Source organism: Flavobacterium sp. F52 (assembly GCF_000278705.1).
Classification (GTDB): Bacteria; Bacteroidota; Bacteroidia; order Flavobacteriales; family Flavobacteriaceae; genus Flavobacterium; species Flavobacterium anhuiense.
The window spans coordinates 129914-146625 of sequence record NZ_AKZQ01000034.1; the positions used below are offsets into that span (position 1 = coordinate 129914).

Below are 16712 nucleotides of genomic sequence, written 5' to 3' on the forward strand. Positions count from 1 at the left end.
CGCTTCTCCGAAGCTTACATAACGACTTGGCGTCTTTGCGAGAAATAATTAAACCATCTAAATTTGAACTTATATCACTTATATGGTTCAAAAAAGCTATAGTTTATAAAATGCTTTAGCATTTTCAAACCAAATCTTATTCTGGTCATCAATCGAAAATTCAGCAATATAATCTTCCAAAGTTTTCACCACTTCATGATAATCAGAAGCTACATTAAGAACCGGCCAGTCTGATCCGTACATTAATTTATCAACTGAAAAATTTTCAAAAATCACATCTAAATACGGTTTTAAACCTTCTGATTTCCAGTTTTTCCAGTCGGCTTCTGTGACCATTCCGGAGATTTTGCACCAAACATTGTCATATTTTGCGATTTCTTCGATTCCTTTTTTCCAAGAATCAATACTTCCTGATTTAATATCTGGTTTCGCAATATGATCAATTACAAAACGCTGTTCTGTAAAATCTTTTACTAAACGTATTGCAGCCGGAAGCTGTCTGTGGAAAATTAATATATCGTAAGTATAATTAAATGGTTTTAAAGCTTTGATTCCTCTCCTGAATTCTGCTCCATCCATAAAATCATCCGCTTCGCCCTGAACAACATGTCTAAAACCTTTCAGTTTTTTTTGATCTGAAAAGAATTGCAAACGTCCCTCGATATTTTCATTTCGCAAATCGATCCATCCTACAACTCCTTTTATAAAATCATTTTTAGCAGCTAAATCCAATAAAAAATGGGTTTCTTCTTCAGATTGGCTTGCTTGAACCGCAACACAACCTTCAAACTGATTTGATTTTAATAACGGCTCTAAATCTTTCGGAAGAAAATCTCTTTGAATATTTTGCATGGTTTCGTCGATCCAGCTGTCTCGAACAGGATCAAACACCCAAAAATGCTGATGGGAATCTATTCTTTTACTCATAACTTTTTAATTAACATCGCTGATCAAAGCGCGGTCTAAATGTACGTAACCTCCGTCTACAAAAACAAATTGTCCTGTAGTATGTGATGATTTTTCAGAAATGATGAAAAGCGCTGTATCTGCAATTTCTTCTGTTTTGGTCATACGACTTTCTAGTGGAATCGTTTTACTAATTTTTTTCAAGACTGCTTCTCCATCTGGCAATGTTTTAATCCAATCTTCATACGCAGGTGTATAACTTTCGGCAATAATAATCGCATTCGAACGAATTCCGTACTGAATCAAATCTACTGCCCATTCTCTAGTTAAGCCCAAAACTCCCCCTTTCGCAGCAGCGTAACCCGAAGTTCCTCCCTGCCCTGTTAAAGCTACTTTTGAGCCAATATTCAAAATATTTCCTTTTGATTCTTTTAAGTATGGAAGTGAATATTTAGCCAATAAAAAGTAACTGACAACATTCAGTTTCAAAGAATTCATAAAATCCTCGTAGCTTGAATCTAGTCCTGCACCGTCATTTACTCCAACATTATTGATTATCGCATCAATTCTGCCGTATTTAGCTCCAATTACTTTTACAGCATTTTCTATAGCAACAGGATCCGTTACGTCAGTTTGCACAAATAGTGAATTAACGCCTCTTTTTTGAAGTCTTTCAACGTATTCGAAACCTCTTGCGTTTCTATCAACCAAAACCGGAATTGCACCTTCATCTGCTAATCTGTTAACGATTGTTTCTCCGATACTGCCTTCTTTTCCAGCCGAACCAGAAACGACAACTATTTTATTTTTTAAGTTTAAATCCATTTTGTGGGTATTTAAAAGTTATCAAGCAAACCTAACAGGTTTTTAAAACCTGTTAGGTTTCTCTCTTAGTCTATTTCAATCAACGCTTTAATCACATTATTTTTAGGATCAATCAAATTTCCAAAATCAGTAATCATTTCATCAAAACTAGTTCTGTGTGTGATGTATTTTTTAGGATCTATTTTTCCTTCTTTCAAACATTTCATCACATATTCGAAATCTTCAATTGTCGCATTTCTGCTGCTCATTAAAGTCGATTCTCTTTTGTGAAAATCAGGATGACTGAAACTTAATTCTCCTTTTTGAAGTCCAACCAAAACAAATCTTCCGCCATGCGAAATATAATTGAAAGCACTGTTCATCACTTTCTGATTTCCAGTCGCATCAATTACCACATTTGCCATATCTCCGTTAGTTAATTCAGCTAATTTTTGAGCAACGTCATCGTTTAACGGATTAATTGTTTCATCTGCATTTAGTTCTGTTTTGCAGAAGTTTAATCTGTAATCGTTGATATCCATTACGATTACTTTTGCACCAGCAATTTTAGCAAACTGAATCAAACCAATTCCGATTGGACCTGCTCCCATAACCAAAACCGTATCCGTTGGTTTTACAGCCGCTCGTCTTACTCCGTGTGCTGCAATTGCCAAAGGCTCCACCAAAGCCAATTCATCATAATCTAAACCTTGACCGTGCAGTAAATATTGTTCAGGAATCGAAACATATTCAGCCATTCCGCCATCAATATGCACTCCGAAAACTTTAATATTTACACAGCAGTTTGTTAATCCGTTTCTGCAGGCAACACATTTTCCACAGTTAAAATATGGAATAAAAGTCACTTTATCACCTGGTTTAAAACCTGGAGCATTTCCTTTTACATATTCTGCAGCCAATTCGTGGCCTAAAATTCTTGGATATTCAAAATAAGGCTGAGTGCCACCAAAAGCGTGGATATCTGTTCCACAGATACCAATTCTTTTAATTTTCAATAAAACTTCACCTTCTTTTGGTTCTGGAATACTGGTTTCTTTTAATAGAAATTCCTGCGGTTTTTCGCAAACAATGTATTTCATTTTATACTTTCTTTAATTTTATTTTGATAAGCAATTGCTTTCCATCTACTTGTTCCTAAATGGCAATTATTTCATTTAGAAATTCAAAATTCTTCAAAAAAGAACAAAGCAAAACTAATAAATGTAAAAATTACAATTACAAAAATACCTTTTAAAAATTAATATCCGAGATATATTTTATTTTCAACCTATTAATATAACTAAACTTTAAATTTTTATAACATATTTTAAATGGTTTGTAAAAATTATATCAATAATTATCACTTTATGCAAAAAAGATTTCTTAAAAAGAAAGGATTTCTTGCCCATTAAAATCTAATTCCTACTTTTGTAATTGTAATTTTTACATTTATTAATTCAATCGATTACATTATCCAAAACTTTTAGATAAAATGATAAAATTAAAAGGCATAACTTGGAACCATACAAGAGGTCTGCTTCCGATGGTTGCGACATCTCAGCGTTTTACTGAACTACATCCTGAAGTTGAAATTTCTTGGGAAAAAAGAAGCCTACAAGAATTTGCCGATGCTTCAATTGAAGACCTAGCCAAAAGGTTTGATTTATTGGTAATTGATCATCCTTGGACAGGTTTTGGAGCGCAGACCAAAGCGATTCTTCCGTTATCTGATTATTTATCTCCAGCATATATTAAAGATCTAGAAATTAATACCGTTGGAAAATCATACGAAAGTTATGTTTTTCACGATAAATTATGGGCGTTGCCAATTGATGCAGCGACTCCTGTTGCCTCTGCCCGATTAGACCTTTTGAAAAAAAATAATTTAGAAGTTCCAAAAACTTACGACGATTTATTGGCTTTAGCTAAAAAAGGTTTAGTGGCTTTTGCTGGAATACCAGTTGACGTATTAATGAGTTTTTACATGTTTTGCTGTAGTTTGGGTGAAGCTCCTTTTCTTTCTGAAGAAAAAGTGATTTCTGAAGCTACTGGAATCAAAGCGCTTCAGATGTTTAGAGAGTTGACTCAATTGATTGATCCTGCTAACTTTAATCGTAACCCAATTCAAGTTTACGAAGCTATGGTCAATTCAGACGAAATTGCGTATTGCCCATTTGCTTATGGGTATTCTAACTATTCCCGCATTGGCTACAGTAAAAACCTTTTACATTTTTATGATTTAGTTCGTTTGAATGATAATCCAATGATTTCTTCTCTAGGAGGAACTGGTTTGGCTGTTTCTTCATTCAGCGAACATAGTGAAACTGCCATAAAATATGCTGAATTTACTTGTTCGTCACAAGTGCAGCAGAATATTTATACGGATAACGGCGGTCAGCCGGGACATTTGCAAGCTTGGAAAAGCGAGAGAATTAATGGTGTAACGCATGATTATTTCAAAAATACACTTCCTGCGTTAGAGCGTGCTTTCCTTCGTCCAAGATATTACGGACATATGTACTTCCAAGATCATGCAGGAGATGTGGTTCGCAATTATTTGATGAATGGCGGAGACGAATTAAAAGTATTGGAAGAAATGAATTCGCTTTACGCGGAATCTCAAAAAATACAAACCGTATGAGGCCTTTAGAAGGATTAATTGTTCTGGAATTCTGCCAGTTTTTGGCAGGACCTTCGGCTGGACTAAAACTGGCTGATTTGGGCGCACGCGTTATCAAAATTGAGCGGCCAATAAAAGGCGAAGCATGCAGGCAATTGAGCATCAAAGATTTATTTGTAGACGACAGCAGTTTGCTTTTTCATACGATTAATAGAAATAAAGAATCTTTTGCAGCCGATTTAAAAAATCCTGACGATTTGGTTTTGATTAAAAAACTAATCGAAAAGGCTGATATTATGACTCATAATTTCAGACCCGGAGTTATGGAGAAAATCGGTTTAGATCTTGAAAATACTTTAGCTATAAATCCGCAGATTATTTACGGAACCATTACAGGTTACGGAAATGAAGGTCCGTGGGCCAAAAAACCGGGACAAGATTTATTATTGCAATCGCTTTCTGGGTTAAGCTGGCTGAGCGGACGCAAAAGTCAAGGTCCAGTTCCGTTCGGATTGGCTGTAGCCGATTTAATGTGCGGCAATCATTTTGTGCAAGGTATTCTGGCAGCACTTTTAAAAAGAGCCAAAACTAAAAAAGGAGTTTTGGTAGAAGTCAGTTTATTAGAATCTATTCTCGATGTACAATTTGAAGCGATTACTTCCTTCTTAAATGATGGAGGTCAATTGCCTGAACGCGGTGATATAAAAGGAAGCGCACATGCTTTTTTAAGCGCGCCTTACGGAGTTTACCAAACGCAAGACGGCTATTTATCTCTTGCAATGGGCGATTTAATTTTCATTGGAAAAACGTTAGGATTGGATTTAAACGCTTTTGCGGATAAACATCTTTGGTTTGAAAAACGAGACGAAATCAGAACCATTTTAAGTGAAAAAATTCAAACCCAAACTTCTGATTATTGGATTGAAATCCTTCAAAAAGAAGGCATTTGGTGCGGAAAAGTTTTCAATTACGAAGAATTAGACAATCAGCCTTTTGTAAATGAATTACAGCTAAAACAAACCGTGAAAAATTCGGATGGCGAAACTTTAGTTACCACGAGAAGTCCGATTCAATTAGACGGCGAAATTTTATTAAGCGAAAAAGTAGCACCAAAAGTAGGTCAGGATAATTTGAGCATACAAAAAGAGTTTATTCGGTAAATTGTTGAATCATTAATTTGTTTAATCGTTTAATCGTATTAAACAAATCGACGAATTGACGGTTAAACAAATACAACGATTAAACCATAAAACGGTTAAACGAATAAAAAATGAAACCATTAGAAGATTATTTAATTATAGATTTCAGTCAGTTTCTTTCAGGGCCTTCAGCAAGTTTGCGTTTAGCTGATTTGGGAGCACGCGTGATAAAAATCGAAAAACCGGGAACGGGAGACATCTGCCGTACTCTATATACTTCTGATTTGATTATGAATGGCGAATCGTCTGTTTTTCATACTATCAACAGGAACAAAGAATCTTTTGCGATTGATTTTAAACAGCCTGAGGAACTTCAAAAACTAAAAAAATTATTAGCCAAAGCCGATGTGGTGATGCATAATTTCAGACCCGGAGTTATGGAGCGCATCGGATTAAGTTATGAAGAAGTTAAAAATATTAACCCGAATGTAATCTACGGTTCAATTTCGGGTTATGGAGAACATCCCGATTTGAAAGATTTACCGGGACAAGATTTACTGTTACAATCGTTAACTGCTTTGACTTGGCTAAGCGGCAATCAGGAAGATGGTCCAGTACCAATGGGATTATCGATTGTAGATATGCTTGCCGGAGCACATTTAGCACAGGGAATTTTAGCAGCTTTATACAGAAAAGCAACTCATAATATGGGAGCGCAAGTTCAAGTGAGTATGCTAGAATCCGCGTTTGATTTTCAGTTTGAAACGATTACCACTTATTTCAATGACGGAGGTGAATTGCCTGTTCGAACTAAAACCAATAACGCTCACGCTTATTTGGGCGCACCTTATGGAATTTACAAAACCAAAAACGGCTATTTAGCATTAGCAATGGGCTCGATTCCTGTTTTGGCTTCTTTGCTGAAATGTGATGCTTTACTGGCTTTTCCTGAAAATAAATTTACGCTTAGAGACGAAATCAAAAATATACTTGCCGATCATTTGCTAACTCAGGAAACACAGTTCTGGCTGGACATTTTAGAACCCGCAGACATTTGGTGCGCAGGAGTTTTAAACTATCAACAGCTTTTTGCTGAAGATGGATTTAAAGTTTTGAATTTTACGCAGCAAGTCGAAATGCTTGATGGCTATACGTATGAAACAACTCGCTGTCCGATAAAAATTGACGGGGAATATTTGACTTCTAGAAAAGGTTCGCCAAAACTAGGTCAGGACAATGAGAAAATTATTAAAGAATTTATAGACTGCTGATGGAAAAAATTAGAATCGCCGTTCGAAAATTCGATCCCTTCGAAAGTACTCTTCAAAAATTATGGGATGCTTTCTGCCTTCAAAATAATATCAAAATGGAAGCAGAAATGATTCCGCTGGAACTTCATGATTTATATGAAACTACCATTTCAGAAAAAGGTCTAAAAGAAGGAAAATGGGATATTGCCCATATTAATACCGATTGGATTTTTGATGCTGTAAACGAAAATGCGGTTCTAAATTTATTTTCACTAATTGGAGAAAATCCGCCAGAAAATTATCCGTTTGGCTGGCATAAATCGCTCTTGCATTTGCAAAAATTAAGCAACGGCATTTACGGACTTCCTTTTCATGATGGTCCGGAATGTCTGATTTACCGAAAAGATTTATTCGAAAACGAAACCGAAAAAGAGAATTTTAAAAACCAATTTGGCTACGAACTTTCTACGCCAAAAACTTGGCAGGAATTCGCAGAAATAGCCACATTTTTTAATCGTCCCGAACAAAATTTATACGGTGCTGTTTTTGCCAATTATCCAGATGGACATAATATGGTTTTTGATTTTTGTCTGCAATTATGGACACGTGGCGGTTCATTATTAAACAAAAAAAATCAGATCGACATTCATAATGAAGCAGCAATAAAAGCATTGGATTTTTATAGAAAAATGGTCAATGATGCAACTGCTGTTCATCCAAAATCGAGAGAATTTGGTTCGGTTGAAGCTGGTTTGGCTTTCGCCGAAGGGCAAGCTGCGATGGCAATCAACTGGTTCGGATTTGCGTCTATGGCAGAAGTTATCGAAGAATCGAAAGTAAAAGGAAAAATCGATATTACTTCTCTCCCATCTGATCCGGGGCATAAAACAGCTTCTTTGAATGTATATTGGCTGTACACTATTGGTTCTGGAAGCAAACACAAAAAGTTAGCTTACGATTTTCTAAGATTTGCCACTACTCCCGAAAGCGATAAATTACTGACAACTGAAGGCGGAATCGGATGCCGAAAATCGACTTGGAAAGACGAAGAAATTAATACTTTAATTCCGTTTTATCATAAACTGGAAATGCTACATGAAAATGCATTGACACTGCCTCAAACCCCAATCTGGCCAAAAGTAGCCGAATTGATTGACGGAGCAGTTTTAAAAGCGATCGAAACTGATATTTCATCAGCTATAATTTTAGAGGAAACTCAGGAAAAAATTAGCAAATTAAGTCAAGGAACAACATTACACAGCTCTGTCAAAAATTAAATCTGGCAGGCTTAATTTCAAAATATAGTACACATGAATATTCCCTATAAACCTTTACTTCCCCAAACAGAACAGCCGATTGTGATTATCGGAGCTAGTGGTATTGTAAAAGACGCGCATCTTCCTGCTTATGAAATGGCTGGTTTTAAAGTTTTTGGCATCACCAATAGGACCATTTCAAAAGCTTATGATTTGCAAAAAGAATTCAAAATCGATCATGTTTTTGAAACTGTTGCAGACGCTGTAAAAAATGCGCCATCAAACGCTGTTTATGATATTACGGTATTACCAGATCAATACATTGAAATTTTGGAACAATTGCCTGACGGAGCCGCTGTTTTGATTCAGAAACCCATGGGAAATGATTTAGCTCAGGCACGTGAAATCGTGGAAGTCTGCGAAAGAAAAAATCTCGTAGCAGCGATTAACTTTCAATTGCGTTTTGCTTCTTTTGTAAGTGCAGCCAGATACTTGATTGATCAGGGCATTATTGGCGAATTATACGATTTAGAATTCAAAGTAACTGTAAATACGCCTTGGGAGTTATTTCCTTTAATTAAAGAACATCCAAGATTGGAGATTCTTTTCCACAGTGTACATTATATTGACTGCATTCGTTCTTTCTTAGGAAATCCGAAAAGCGTTATGGCAAAAACAGCCAAACATCCACTAAAAAAATTATCATCAAGCCGATCTACAATCATTTTGGATTATGGCGAAGATAAACATGTTGTCATCAATACGAATCATGATCATCACTTTGGTCCAAAACATGAAGAAAGCTACATCAAATGGGAAGGAACAAAAGGTGCTGTAAAAGCAAAAATGGGCTTGTTGATGAACTATCCTGATGGTCTTCCGGATATTTTTGAGTATGCTTTGCCCAAAAAAGATAACGAAAATGAATACGAATGGACAGAAGTAAAACTGGAAGGTTCGTGGTTTCCTGAAGCCTTTATAGGTGCGATGTCTAACCTAATGCGTTACAAAGAGGGTTCTGACGAAATATTATCTGCTAGCGTTCAAGATGTTTTAGGGACTATGAAAGTGGTAGAAGCTTGTTATGCGAGCAGTAAAAACGGTGGAATTTCTTTTGATGAAGTGTAATTAAAACACTATATTTCAAAACCAAAAAAAAACAAATTTAAGCCTTCTTCAAATCAAACGTATTTTTTAAAGTAAGGCCGACAAAAAATATCATAATATGTATTTTAAATCGACTTTTTTCGAAGATTATCAAATCGACGACAAACGAGTAACTTTAGGCAGAACCATTACAGAAACTGATTTTGTAGTTCACGCCGGACACACTGGAGATTTCTTCCCGCACCACATGGACGAAGAATGGTGCAAAACACAACCTTTCGGACAAAGAATCGCCCACGGAACCATGGTTTTTGCTATCGGTATTGGATTAACGGCTTCTGAAATAAATCCTGAAGCTTTTTCTAGAGGATATGACAAAATGCGTTTTGTAAAACCAGTTCATATTGGCGATACGATTCACTCAGAAGTTACTATTTCTGAAAAAGGTGAAGCCAAAAATCCAGAAATGGGAGCTGTCACAGAACATGTAGAAATCATCAACCAACGCGGTGAAGTGGTTTTGGCATGTGATCATCTGCTGCTTGTGAAAAAAAAGCCCTAAGATGCTTAGATTCTAAGGTGCTAAGGGTTTAAAAAATTTGCGCCTTTGTGGCAAAGAAAACTTAGCATCTTAGCACCTCAGAACCTTAGCGCCTTTAAAAAATAAACTAAAAACTATCTAAACAATGCAAATTACAAACCAAGCCGGCGATCAACATGAAGTGCCAACAGAAGGCGGAAATCAAAAACAATATCTGCTTCCCTTTATTCTCGTTACATGCCTATTCTTTCTTTGGGGAATGGCCCATAATCTTGATTCTGTATTAATTCCACACTTAAAGAAAGCGTGCGAATTAAATAACCGTCAATCTACTTTAATTGATACTTCTGTATTCTTTGCCTATTTTATTATGGCTATTCCGGCGGGAATGCTGATTAAGAGATTTGGATACAAAAACAGTATTATAACTGGATTATTAGTATTTGCCATTGGAGCATTTTTATTTGTTCCCGCTGCTAATACCAGAACTTATGAATTATTTTTATTTGCTCTATTTGTAATTGGCTGTGGTTTAACTATTTTAGAAACAAGCGCGAATCCATACGCTGCCATTTTAGGGCCAGCAGAGTCATCTTCTAAAAGATTGAATTTAGCAGCTTCTTTCAACGGACTGGCTGCCATGGTTGCTCCTATTGTTGGCTCCTTATTTATTCTTTCAGGAACCAATCATACAAAAGAACAAATGGATGCAATGCCAGAGGCAGAAAAAGCAGCTTACTTATTGGGTGAAGCGGCTTCTGTAAAAATGCCCTATATCGTATTAGGAAGTATTTTAGTTTTAGTTGCGGTTATATTCTATTTTGTGCAATTGCCTTCAATGAAAGCTACTCATTCCGAAGCCGAAATCAAACCTGGATTTTTCTCTGTTTTAAAATTTAGACATTTAAGCTGGGGAGTTATTGCTCAATTCTTTTATGTTGGTGCGCAAGTTTGCATTACTAGTTTCTTTATCCGTATTGCACAGCAAGGAGCAGGATTGGACGAAAAAACAGCAGGGTATTATTTAGGTGTTTACGGTTTTCTTTTTATGGCAGGACGTTTTATTGGGACTTTCTTTTTGCGTTTTGTAAAAGATTATGTTTTATTGTCAATTTACTGCGTAATAAGTGTTTTACTTTGCTTAGTAGCGATTTACGGTTCTGGAATTGTAGTAATTTATGCTCTTGGAGGAATCGGGTTCTTTATGTCTATTATGTTCCCTACTATTTTTTCTTTAGGCATTAAAGGCCTAAAATCGAATACAGAAACAGGTTCTTCGTGGCTGGTAATGTCAATTGTTGGAGGTGCTATTATTCCTTACGGAATGGGAACTTTAATCGATATGAATCATGATGATATTCAGTCAGGATATATTATCCCATTAGTTTGTTTCTTGATTATTCTTTCTTTTGGGGCGTTTGGCCACAAAGTCAAGACGGTTTCAGAATAGTTTTTTAAACCGTAAATTACACAACAGATTTAACCAGTAATAATCCTTAATCTGTGACAGAAAAAATAAAATTCATGAATACTTTGTCTGGCTCACCATCGCTTAAGTATTAGCTATTAAAGAAAAAACGCCTCCAATCGGAAGCGTTTTCTTTTTTAGTGTTATGTCTAAGAATTAATGTTTTTTACCATTACCGTGACCATTTCCTCCTTTATTATTTCCTTTCTCATTTCCGTAATGGTTTCCGTTGTTGCCTTTAGGTTTTTCTCCTCTATTTTTTTGAGGCTTTCCGTGATACCCTTTCGGATAGTTGGCTCTATGTTTAGCATGATACTTATAAGGTGCATCTCCTTTATAATCGGTCAAAACTACTTTGTAACCAGAATACAAATCATAGTTTCTATATCGTGATGGCAAACTTCTTTCACGAATCCATCTTCCGCTGTTGTCGTAAATGAATACGCTTTGATTTATATCATAATACACATCAATGTCTGGCAAATAATAATATCTGCTGTTGTCATATCCTTGCGGTCCCCAATTTGGAGGAGTACCAATATTTACATTAACTGATACCTGTGCCTGAGCGAAAAAAACACTCATAAAAAGCACAGAGGCAAATACTAACTTTTTCATGTTCTTAAAATTTAAATGTTAATTTAGTAGATATTAATCGAAATTAATGCCAAAATTTAAGATTCGAGCATTCAATTATATAAATGTACTAAACAAATCGACGAATAGTGTTTTTTAGACGATGTATTTTATCTCTTTCTTATTCTGCTGGTCGATATAAAAAGATTAATAGCAAAAAAAAAGATAGAAATATTGATAAAAGAAAAACGCCGCATTTCTGAGGCGTTTTATTGTCATGTTTTGTAGTGATTATACTGAACTAGTATAATCTATGTGGAACGGCTACTAACTCTCAATATCTTCATTTGAATGATTCAAAAGTAAAATAATAGCTTCAATTTGAAATATATTTTAGACCAAAGGCTTAATTAAAACGATAAACGTACAATTTTAACAAATAAGTCTATCTCCAGCCACCACCTAAAGCTCTATACAGATTAATAACAGCTTGTAATTTTTGCAAATTATCGGCTACTCCACTTAATTGTGCCGCTAAAAGATTTTGCTGTGATGTCAATACATCCGTATAATTCGTTGACGAACTATACTCTAAAAGCTCTTGTGTAAAATCTACTGCTTTTTCTAAAGCTGCAATTTGTTTTGCTCTCGAATCTTCTTTTTCAACAGCCATTTCATACGAATACAATGCATTTGAAACTTCCTGACCTGCCACTAAAAGACTTTGCTGGAAATTATTGTAGGCTTGCAATTGTTGCGACTGAGCTGTTGTCAATCTCATTTTATTAAGTCCGTTATTGAATAAAGGCTGTGTTAATCCTCCAATAATTGAATAAAAAATGGAATGGCTAAAAAAATCGTTCAGTTCTAAATTTGAAAAACCTGTACTTGCTGTAAGTGTCAAACTCGGATAGAAATACGTTTTAGCTAAATTAGTCGACTCAAAAGCAACTCTGAAATTAAATTCTGCTTGACGAACGTCCGGGCGGTTATTTAATAATTGTGCAGGCATTCCGATTGCGATTTTTTCAGGAATAATTTGTGTCCCCAAAACACCTCTATCAATTGGTCCAGGAGCTTGTCCTAGCAAAATATTGATTGCATTTTCGGTTTCGCGAATATTTTGCTTCAAATCTGGAATCAAAACTTCGGCTGCATGCTGATTCGCCTCACTCTGAACAACTGCCGCACCAGTTACGATTGCGCCTTCTTTTAAAGCTTTAATCGTTTCTACATTTTCAATTCGGCTTTTTAGCGTCTTCTCTGTAATTTCCAATTGTTTATCGTAGGCCAAAAGCAGGAAATAATTATTCGCGATATCTGCAATCAATTGTGTCTGAACGGCTTGTTTTGCAGCATCAGAAGCTAAATAGGTCGCCAGTGCGGCTCTTTTAGAACTGCTCAATTTACCCCAAACATCAATTTCCCAAGAAGTGCTTACGCCTAATTTATAAGTTGTTGTCAGCGTATTAATGTTAATTCCCGCTGGAAAATTCAATCCTGCCTGAGACTGTTTGTTATGCGTTACATTGGCGTCTAACTGCAAACTTGGATAATATGCCAATTTGCTCTGACGCAGAGATGCTCTGGCTTGAACAATATTCTCAATGGCATTTTTTAGATTCAAATTCTGATCTAATCCTTTTTGAATTAGAGCATTCAGCTTTTCATCTTTAAAAACAGTATTCCAAGGCATATCTGCAATTGTCGTAGAATCGGTTGAAGACTGATCTCGGTACAATTGGTCTGTTTTTAATGTCGTGGGACGTTCGTATTTCTTGGTAACAGAACACGCACTGATAAGCGCAGCTGTTATTACCAGTAAAATATATTTATTTGAACTATTCGTCATTTTTCTTGTAATTAAATTTTACTCTTTGTGAGCTTCTATTAAATGAATTTCGTCTTCATCATCATCGTCATCATCATAGCCATCTTTTGCCGGCCCGCTTATTTTTTCCTGTAAAGTTTGGAAAATGATAAACAATACTGGAATTACGAAAACTCCTAAGATTGTTCCAATTAACATACCTCCAACGGCCCCTGTACCAATCGATCTATTCCCCACAGCTCCTGCTCCAGAAGCAAACATTAAGGGAACCAATCCTAAAATAAAGGCAAACGAAGTCATCAAAATAGGTCGTAAACGTGCTACAGCTCCTTCGATTGCAGCTTGCACTATTGGAAGCCCTTTTCTTCTTCTATCCAAAGCAAACTCGACAATCAAAATACCATTTTTAGCCAGAAGACCGATCAACATGATTAAAGAAATCTGCAGATAAATATTACTATTCAGTTTGAAAATAATGGAGAACAAATACGCTCCTGCCAATCCAAACGGAATGGAGAATAATACGGCAAATGGCAAAATGTAACTTTCATATTGTGCACTTAGAAGGAAGTAAACGAATACCAAACATAAAATGAAAATAAAAATCGTTTCTCCGCCAGATGCTAATTCCTCACGCGTTAATCCAGAAAATTCATAACCATAACCCGCAGGAAGATTTTCTGCCGCCACTTCCTGAATAGCTTTAATAGCATCTCCAGAACTGTAACCTGGTTTTGGTGCTCCAGTAATCGAAATTGAGGTAAATAAATTAAATCTCGAAATAGATTCTGGTCCAAAAACTCTCGTCATTTTTACAAACTCGGTAATTGGCGCCATATTTCCAGCACTATTTCGAACGAAAATTTTATTCAACCCTTCTGTATTAGCTCTAAATTCTGGAGCTGCTTGAACCATTACACGGTATTGTTTTCCGAATTTATTGAAATTCGAAGCATACAATCCTCCATAATATCCTTGCATGGTTGATAAAATGGTATTTACCGAAACTCCTGCATCTTTCGCTTTCGCTAAATTAATATCCATCATATACTGGGGAAAACCAGGGTTAAATGGCGTTGTCGCATATTGAATTTCTGGACGTTCAGATAATTTGGCTAAGAATTCGTTATTTACTTTATAGAATTCAGCTGTTGTATGTCCACCTTTATCTTGCAATTGGAATTCGAATCCTCCACTTTGTCCAAAACCTTGAATGGTTGGAGGCGAAATGAAAAATATACTAGCTTCACGAATACCGCTTGTTTTGGCAAAAAGCTGTCCGATTACATCATCGACACTCAAATCACGTTCGTCCCAAGGTTTCAATTTCACGATAACCATACTGTAAGCACTACCTGCTCCAGCGGTAAAGTTCTGCCCCACAATGCGAAGTGTATTTTTAACTCCTGGAATGGTTTTCGCAATGCTATCTACTCGCTTTGCAATGACATCCGAACGTTCCATAGAAGCAGATGGCGGTAAGCTGATGTTAGCAAAAACAGTCCCCTGATCTTCTGAAGGAACGAAAGCCGAAGGCGTAGTTTTCATCATATAAACCAATGCCAAACCAGCAATTACAATCGATGCTAATGCAATCCATTTTTTAGCAGAAAGAAAACTTACCGAGCGTTTGTATCTTGCCGTAACATTATCGAATGCAACGTTAAATGAAGTGTAAAAACGCTGCAAATAACTTTTATGCTTATGGTCATCAGCGTGCGGTTTCAATAAAAGCGCACATAAAGCCGGACTTAATGTCAAGGCGTTTACTGCAGAAAGAATAATCGCAACTGCCAATGTAATACCAAACTGTTTGTAAAAAACTCCTGTAGATCCTGTAATAAAGGTAACGGGAATAAATACCGCAGCCATTACCAATGTAATCGAAATAATCGCTCCCGAAATTTCGTCCATTGCGTGAATAGTCGCTTTTTTAGCCGATTTATATCCGTGATCTAGCTTAGCGTGAACGGCCTCGACGACCACAATTGCATCATCGACCACAATACCAATGGCGAGTACCATCGCAAAAAGCGTCAATAAGTTAATCGTGAATCCGAATAAATTCAGGAAGAAAAACGTTCCTACAATTGCAACTGGAACCGCAATCGCCGGAATTAATGTCGATCTAAAATCCTGAAGGAAAATAAATACTACAATGAAAACCAATATAAAGGCTTCGACTAAAGTATGAATTACTTTTTCTATAGAAGCATCCAAGTTTTCGTTAACATCCACCATGATGGTGTATTTCATTCCTTTTGGAAAACTTTTCGCTGCTTCTTCAATCAGTTTTTTAGAATTGATGATTACATCACGCGCATTTGATCCGGGAGTCTGGCTAATTGCCATTGCTGCCGATTCCACACCGTTTGTTTTAATAGTTGACGAATAACTTAAAGACCCAAGCTCTACTTTGGCTACATCTTTAAGTCTTAGCATCTGCCCATTTCCAACCGATTTTATGACGATATTCTCAAATTCCTGAGCGCTTGTTAAACGTCCTTTGTATTTAATTACATATTGAAATGCCTGATTTCCGTTTTCACCAAATTTACCTGGCGCTGCTTCAATATTTTGTTCTGCCAAAGCAGCCGAAATATCACTCGGAATCAGTTTATATTGCTGCATTATATCTGGTTTTAGCCAGATTCTCATGGAGTAATCTTTCGCACCAAAAACAGTTACATCTCCTACCCCAACAACACGCTGGATTTGAGGCACAAGGTTAATCTTTGCATAATTTTGAAGAAACGTCTGATCGTATGCTTTATCATCGCTGTATAAAGAAAAGATCAATAAGTTACTACTCTGGCTTTTGGTTACCGTAACCCCAGCCTGAGTTACCTCTACAGGCAGTAAACTAGTCGCGCGAGAAACCCTGTTCTGAACGTTTACCGCTGCTAAGTCAGGATTGGTACCAACTTTAAAGAAAACTTTTATCGATGCGTTACCATCATTTGTTGCTGTAGAAGTCATGTACGTCATGTTTTCTACACCATTAATCTGCTCTTCAAGCGGAATCACGATACTTTTCAGTACCACATCGGCATTGGCGCCGGTATAACTTGCCGCAACGTTCACCGTTGGCGGTGCGATATCCGGATATTGGGAAATCGGTAACTCAATTAGGCCTAAAACACCTAAAATAACGATAATAACAGATATTACCGTCGAGAGTACGGGTCTTTGTATAAATTTTTTAAACATTTCT

The 16712-nt window shown here is 36.3% G+C and carries 13 protein-coding genes; 7 read left to right on the plus strand and 6 right to left on the minus strand.

The features are described 5' to 3' along the window. Positions 1-96: 96 nt before the first annotated feature. The 3 genes from FF52_RS17235 to FF52_RS17245 form a co-directional block, all read right to left on the minus strand. Positions 97-927 (minus strand): amidohydrolase family protein, encoded by an 831-nt coding sequence (locus FF52_RS17235; protein ID WP_008467514.1) that lies wholly within the window; start codon positions 925-927, stop codon positions 97-99. A 6-nt stretch (positions 928-933) separates the two neighbouring features. After that, a complete protein-coding gene (locus FF52_RS17240; protein WP_008467517.1) occupies positions 934-1731 on the minus strand; it encodes an SDR family oxidoreductase in 798 nt (265 codons plus the stop codon). A gap of 65 nt (positions 1732-1796) precedes the next feature. After that, entirely contained in the window at positions 1797-2810 is a 1014-nt protein-coding gene (locus FF52_RS17245) for a zinc-binding alcohol dehydrogenase family protein (protein WP_008467519.1), read from the minus strand. Between the two features lie 392 nt (positions 2811-3202). On the opposite strand from FF52_RS17245, the gene FF52_RS17250 reads away from it, so the two are divergent. From FF52_RS17250 to fucP, 7 genes are all read left to right on the plus strand, one after another. Then, entirely contained in the window at positions 3203-4351 is a 1149-nt protein-coding gene (locus FF52_RS17250; protein ID WP_008467520.1) for an ABC transporter substrate-binding protein, read from the plus strand. Further along, complete coding sequence (locus tag FF52_RS17255; protein ID WP_008467523.1) at positions 4348-5490, plus strand: CaiB/BaiF CoA transferase family protein; 1143 nt, start codon at positions 4348-4350, stop codon at positions 5488-5490. The genes FF52_RS17250 and FF52_RS17255 overlap by 4 nt, the downstream gene beginning before the upstream one ends. A 110-nt stretch (positions 5491-5600) precedes the next feature. Further along, positions 5601-6740: a CaiB/BaiF CoA transferase family protein gene (locus FF52_RS17260; RefSeq protein ID WP_008467524.1), complete on the plus strand. Its 1140-nt coding sequence runs from the start codon at positions 5601-5603 to the stop codon at positions 6738-6740. Further along, positions 6740-7996 (plus strand): extracellular solute-binding protein, encoded by a 1257-nt coding sequence (locus tag FF52_RS17265; protein WP_008467526.1) that lies wholly within the window; start codon positions 6740-6742, stop codon positions 7994-7996. Before FF52_RS17260 ends, FF52_RS17265 begins: the two co-directional genes overlap by 1 nt. A 33-nt stretch (positions 7997-8029) precedes the next feature. Then, entirely contained in the window at positions 8030-9103 is a 1074-nt protein-coding gene (locus FF52_RS17270; protein WP_008467528.1) for a Gfo/Idh/MocA family protein, read from the plus strand. 97 nt (positions 9104-9200) lie between these two features. Beyond that, the gene (locus FF52_RS17275; protein WP_008467530.1) at positions 9201-9644 is read left to right on the plus strand and encodes a MaoC/PaaZ C-terminal domain-containing protein; all 444 of its coding nucleotides are present in this window, start codon (positions 9201-9203) and stop codon (positions 9642-9644) included. Positions 9645-9768: 124 nt separating this feature from the next. After that, entirely contained in the window at positions 9769-11073 is a 1305-nt protein-coding gene (fucP, locus tag FF52_RS17280) for an L-fucose:H+ symporter permease (RefSeq protein WP_008467532.1), read from the plus strand. A 174-nt stretch (positions 11074-11247) separates the two neighbouring features. Here the strand turns inward: fucP and FF52_RS17285 are convergent, their stop codons facing one another. The 3 genes from FF52_RS17285 to FF52_RS17295 all read right to left on the minus strand — a co-directional run bounded on the left by FF52_RS17285 (position 11248) and on the right by FF52_RS17295 (position 16708). Continuing rightward, complete coding sequence (locus FF52_RS17285; RefSeq protein WP_008467533.1) at positions 11248-11709, minus strand: hypothetical protein; 462 nt, start codon at positions 11707-11709, stop codon at positions 11248-11250. A gap of 403 nt (positions 11710-12112) precedes the next feature. Further along, a complete protein-coding gene (locus FF52_RS17290; RefSeq protein ID WP_008467535.1) occupies positions 12113-13519 on the minus strand; it encodes an efflux transporter outer membrane subunit in 1407 nt (468 codons plus the stop codon). 18 nt (positions 13520-13537) lie between these two features. After that, positions 13538-16708, minus strand: coding sequence for an efflux RND transporter permease subunit (locus FF52_RS17295; protein ID WP_008467537.1), 3171 nt, complete (start codon positions 16706-16708; stop codon positions 13538-13540). Between the last annotated feature and the right edge of the window lie 4 nt (positions 16709-16712).

Coding starts and splice junctions, on each gene's coding strand:
- FF52_RS17235 (WP_008467514.1), bottom strand. CDS start 927: ATGAGTAAAAGAATAGATTCCCATCAGCATTTTTGGGTGTTTGATCCT.
- FF52_RS17240 (WP_008467517.1), bottom strand. CDS start 1,731: ATGGATTTAAACTTAAAAAATAAAATAGTTGTCGTTTCTGGTTCGGCT.
- FF52_RS17245 (WP_008467519.1), bottom strand. CDS start 2,810: ATGAAATACATTGTTTGCGAAAAACCGCAGGAATTTCTATTAAAAGAA.
- FF52_RS17250 (WP_008467520.1), top strand. CDS start 3,203: ATGATAAAATTAAAAGGCATAACTTGGAACCATACAAGAGGTCTGCTT.
- FF52_RS17255 (WP_008467523.1), top strand. CDS start 4,348: ATGAGGCCTTTAGAAGGATTAATTGTTCTGGAATTCTGCCAGTTTTTG.
- FF52_RS17260 (WP_008467524.1), top strand. CDS start 5,601: ATGAAACCATTAGAAGATTATTTAATTATAGATTTCAGTCAGTTTCTT.
- FF52_RS17265 (WP_008467526.1), top strand. CDS start 6,740: ATGGAAAAAATTAGAATCGCCGTTCGAAAATTCGATCCCTTCGAAAGT.
- FF52_RS17270 (WP_008467528.1), top strand. CDS start 8,030: ATGAATATTCCCTATAAACCTTTACTTCCCCAAACAGAACAGCCGATT.
- FF52_RS17275 (WP_008467530.1), top strand. CDS start 9,201: ATGTATTTTAAATCGACTTTTTTCGAAGATTATCAAATCGACGACAAA.
- fucP (WP_008467532.1), top strand. CDS start 9,769: ATGCAAATTACAAACCAAGCCGGCGATCAACATGAAGTGCCAACAGAA.
- FF52_RS17285 (WP_008467533.1), bottom strand. CDS start 11,709: ATGAAAAAGTTAGTATTTGCCTCTGTGCTTTTTATGAGTGTTTTTTTC.
- FF52_RS17290 (WP_008467535.1), bottom strand. CDS start 13,519: ATGACGAATAGTTCAAATAAATATATTTTACTGGTAATAACAGCTGCG.
- FF52_RS17295 (WP_008467537.1), bottom strand. CDS start 16,708: ATGTTTAAAAAATTTATACAAAGACCCGTACTCTCGACGGTAATATCT.